This window comes from Cryobacterium sp. Hh7 (assembly GCF_004403155.1).
In the GTDB taxonomy this organism is placed as follows: Bacteria; Actinomycetota; Actinomycetes; order Actinomycetales; family Microbacteriaceae; genus Cryobacterium; species Cryobacterium levicorallinum.
The window spans coordinates 1-3,720 of record NZ_SOHG01000043.1; the positions used below are offsets into that span (position 1 = coordinate 1).

The following is a 3,720-nucleotide window of genomic DNA, read 5'->3' on the forward strand; positions in this document are numbered from 1 at the left end:
TAGGCGCCCGTTCGGTGCAGCTTGATTGTGGATTCTGCCGGGATAGGTCGAACCCATCCAGCAGGTGCGAGGGCGTCAAGCTCCGCGCCGACTGGAACGGAGACGGCCAGGAAGCGTGGAACGTAGTCCCCATCCCTTACCTCACCAGAGAACATGGCCGCGTCCATCCCTGCTTCACGTCGAGCAAGGAGGACCTCGTGCAACTTGGGCGAATGCGGGAGCTCTCCGACCTTGACGCCGTCGACCTTGGCGGTGATGTCAGAGCCGCGGACCCACGGCATCAGCTCCACCTCGACGTCACGGGGCATCCGTGCCAAAGCGGCCTGGTCTGCGCCGACGCCCCCAACCCAGAGTTCACCTGGCGTGCGCGCGGACCGAGCGGCGCGAGCAACCTGCGGAACGACAGGCGCAACAACCTGCGCAGGCTCGGCAACCTCAACGCCAATCTCCTGAACGCGCTTCTTTCCCCAACCGAACCATGCCATAGCAATCCCCCTGTGTTACCACGAGCCTAGCGCTGCCAGTGTTCACCGGAGAGCGGACCCTGTAGCTAACGAGATACACCTTCCGGCAGCGACGCGTCGACGAACGGCGACGGGACGTCGACCCGTCGACCGGAGGCCTGCAGCATCCGCTCGACCAAAGTCGCGCACGACTTGTTCGCTGAGGAGCAGTGTTGTCAGATCGGCCGCCCCGCCTCGCCCTCAAACGAGACGGCGGGGCCCTTGCCTATGCCGTCTCCTACATGCCTCGAATGCTTTGATTCAGGGCAGTGTTCGCTGCAGCAGGCGCATACTCCTTCACTTTCGCGATCACGAGCTGATCGAACAATGCCTCGGCCGCGGCACTCAGCTCTTCAACAGACTTTTCAGGTGGATTCGAACGCTGAACGTTCTCGTTCTTCTTGCCGTATGCGTAGGCACTGACAGCATCCAGATACTTGGTGAACAAGCTCATGATTCTCCTTCATTCGTAGGCGCGTTTATGGCCGAGATGGTTTGCGCCCGTATAGGACCATCCGTACCTTTCTAGTCAGTTAGACGCTCATGCCCTGCTCAGCAGCACGCACGGCAATATTGCGCCGCGTCTCATCCTCAATGCTCTGTTGGCGCATGTCCTCAGCAATCTGTTGGCGACGTGCAACCTTCTCCTTTGACTCCAGAGGGATGCCAAGGATGGCGCAGAAAACCAGCACGAGTGCGTACAGCGCCATGAGCACTAGGCCGACGAGGAAGACAAAGAAAATGATTTCCATGAACGCAGCCTATCGGTGGCTTGCTGGCCAGATTCAAAGCCATCCTGGAAGACGCTCAACCCCGCGCCCCTGGCATGAAGTGGCGGGGCTTTTTCGTGCGTCCTACGCTGCCGATACCGACCGATCAACCATTGACCGTGATACATCAGCGCCGCACCGTCTCCCATGACCGGCACTGTTATGGTGACTGGATGACCACTGGCATCAAGCCCTCCCCTCAGCGGACGGTTCTCCTTATCGCCGTGGTCGCATTGCTTGCGGTCATAGGAACCGCCGCAGTGGTGATCGCAGTCACGATGGTGACGTCGAACTCACCGTCAGCGGCCGAACCAGAACCGACTCCCCAGACCTCAGAGGACGTCGCCTTGATCAGGGAAGCGAACCGCGCACGAGCCGTGATCAAGAATCCCGTTCGAGAGGGATGCACCCCAATAGCTGACGACGTCGTCGAACCTGCAGATTCCGGAACCTCAGTGCAACTCGTTTCCCACGGGTTCGGGTTGATCAGCTGCGTTCTGGAGAAAGCATCGGCGCCGGACGTGATCTATCAGCGCATGGAATTGACCCGGGCTATAGACGGGCAGCAGACCGCGGACTGGGACTATGGCAGCGCATATTGGTCGTACGACGGCTTCAACGACGCCTTGCGCGCCACGATCGAGTACACGGGGCCCGACCCCTCCTGAGAGGTGGCGGGGCTTTTTCTCGTTGTGCCGGCACCCAGTAAGCGATGGCCGACCCGGGCACCTTTTTCACTTATCTGAACGGCACGATGGGTGCTAAGGCGGAAAGTTTCTGGAACCGTGGGCACCGGGCGAGGTCTTGTGCGGCATCAGGGATAGCCCGGGCAGCACTCGCGCTTCTCTGCGGGTTTGCGTCAGGAATCTCGACATCTCTGTACGTTATGTTCGTGAAGCCTTACGGTTTAAACACCGGCAACTTAAAAATTCTTGATTCCAGCACCGGCTCCTGCTGGGTAGCCGGCGAACGGGTTCAAGGCACAGGAACATGGACGACCGATCATGCATGGCCGATCTCGCCACCTGGAACCGCCGCATAAGGAAAGGCAGAACACATGGACTTCACAACCGCCACCGACGCCGACCTTGACGCCGACCGTATCACCATTGTCGCTGAGCAGGAACGCCGGGCGAAACTGGTCGCCATCCCCGTGGAAGTCGCCAGGCTAACCAAACAGTACCGCGAGCTTGGCGGCGACCAAGACGAAATAGACGCCGCGATTGCGCCGTTCAAAAAAACCTTCTAATTCCCCTGACAGCTGCACAAACTGCCGCTGCGTGACGAAACCCAGTCTCTTCGGAGGCTGGGTTTTTTCGCCGTCAACGCCGCGGAATCGAAAGGGTTGATCATGCGAGACGACAGCAGAGGGGGGATCGTGCAGTCCCCAGAATCCGCTACTTACTCGCTACTTTGAGGTACCCACCACTCCAGAGAGGAAGTTTTCGTCGGTAACACCTGGTTCGCGCTCGATCACCTGGCCGACTGACTACCAGCGACTGCACCGCGAGCCGCAACCTCAACGACCTGCCCTGAACGGCACGCGAGCCGCTACGCCTGGTGACGCTTATTCCATCGCCCCATGGCATAGAAGGCCAGCCCGATCAGGACAGCAACTCCAACCGTCGACAGCTGGTTCCCGAAGGTCGCGAGCTGCACGCCCCACTGGTCCGGGGACGTGTACAAAGCACCGGACAGGGTGTTCCCGAAGTCGGCTAACTGGGCGTCATGCGCGTAGATGTTCTCGCCGATAGCAGACAGGACGATCCCGCCAATGAGCGCACCCGCTCCACCGGCGCCCAGGCTGATCTCGAACGGGTTTCGCTTGGGCGACGTTGTGCCGGCCGCGGCTGTCTCGAAAAATGGTGTCTGGTCTGTCATGGTTCCCCTTATTTGTGCGGTTGAGATTGGGTGTGACGCTGCTACGCGTCAGACAATCGATCCATCATGTCGGGGCATCGAGCAGCGGTCGTGAACGCCGTGAAGCTACCGGCGTCCCTGGCTGGCACGCCGGCATCCGTGAGAGCTTTGATCGTTAGTAGCCACGCGGTCTCAGTATCATTGCCGCTCATCTCTGAGCACACGCCAGCCGCGACGTCGTCCAGGCTCGTCTCGGCGTATGTCGAGAAGAATTCGAGGCTGGTAGCCATGTCGTAGAACTCGGCATCAGTGAGCGCTTCTGGTGCCGTCGTGCATCCGGTCAGAGTGACGGCAAGCAGAACGGCGGACGCGGCGAACGTGAATCTATTCATGGTGCTTTCCCCTGTGTTGCAACGAGCCTAGCGCGGCGTGGCGAACACTCAGAAACGAGCAAAAAAATTCCATAGGGTGCCAGATAGGGTGCACTGACAAGAATGGGACCGAGGCCCGTAGGCCCCGATCCCTCTATTCATGCGGAGCCGCCTGTCAGAATCGAACTGACGACCTTCTCATTACGAGTGAGATGC

7 protein-coding genes and 1 pseudogene are annotated in these 3,720 nt (G+C 59.8%); 2 read left to right on the plus strand and 6 right to left on the minus strand.

Annotated elements, in window-relative coordinates; all coding sequences use genetic code 11:
- The 4 genes and pseudogenes from E3T43_RS12770 to E3T43_RS12785 all read right to left on the minus strand — a co-directional run.
- Positions 1–485, minus strand: a 485-nt coding sequence (locus E3T43_RS12770; protein WP_134472709.1) for a hypothetical protein, incomplete at its 3' end; no start/stop codon positions are given.
- Positions 486–562: 77 nt separating this feature from the next.
- Positions 563–683: pseudogene (locus E3T43_RS19280) on the minus strand (CpaF family protein); the annotation flags it as partial.
- A gap of 58 nt (positions 684–741) precedes the next feature.
- Entirely contained in the window at positions 742–957 is a 216-nt protein-coding gene (locus tag E3T43_RS12780) for a hypothetical protein (RefSeq protein WP_134472710.1), read from the minus strand.
- A gap of 79 nt (positions 958–1,036) precedes the next feature.
- A complete protein-coding gene (locus E3T43_RS12785) occupies positions 1,037–1,255 on the minus strand; it encodes a hypothetical protein (protein WP_134472711.1) in 219 nt (72 codons plus the stop codon).
- Positions 1,256–1,275: 20 nt separating this feature from the next.
- Between E3T43_RS12785 and E3T43_RS12790 the strand changes: the two genes are divergently transcribed.
- Together E3T43_RS12790 and E3T43_RS12795 are read left to right on the plus strand one after the other, a co-directional pair.
- Positions 1,276–1,941, plus strand: a complete 666-nt coding sequence (locus tag E3T43_RS12790) for a hypothetical protein (protein ID WP_134472712.1) — start codon at positions 1,276–1,278, stop codon at positions 1,939–1,941.
- Between the two features lie 389 nt (positions 1,942–2,330).
- Positions 2,331–2,522 carry a hypothetical protein gene (locus E3T43_RS12795; RefSeq protein ID WP_134472713.1) on the plus strand — a complete coding sequence of 64 codons (192 nt, stop codon included), beginning with the start codon at positions 2,331–2,333 and terminating at the stop codon, positions 2,520–2,522.
- 302 nt (positions 2,523–2,824) lie between these two features.
- On the opposite strand, the gene E3T43_RS12800 is transcribed toward E3T43_RS12795, so the two are convergent.
- Positions 2,825–3,154 carry a hypothetical protein gene (locus E3T43_RS12800; protein WP_134472714.1) on the minus strand — a complete coding sequence of 110 codons (330 nt, stop codon included), beginning with the start codon at positions 3,152–3,154 and terminating at the stop codon, positions 2,825–2,827.
- A 41-nt stretch (positions 3,155–3,195) separates the two neighbouring features.
- Complete coding sequence (locus tag E3T43_RS12805; RefSeq protein ID WP_134472715.1) at positions 3,196–3,525, minus strand: hypothetical protein; 330 nt, start codon at positions 3,523–3,525, stop codon at positions 3,196–3,198.
- Positions 3,526–3,720: the final 195 nt, after the last annotated feature.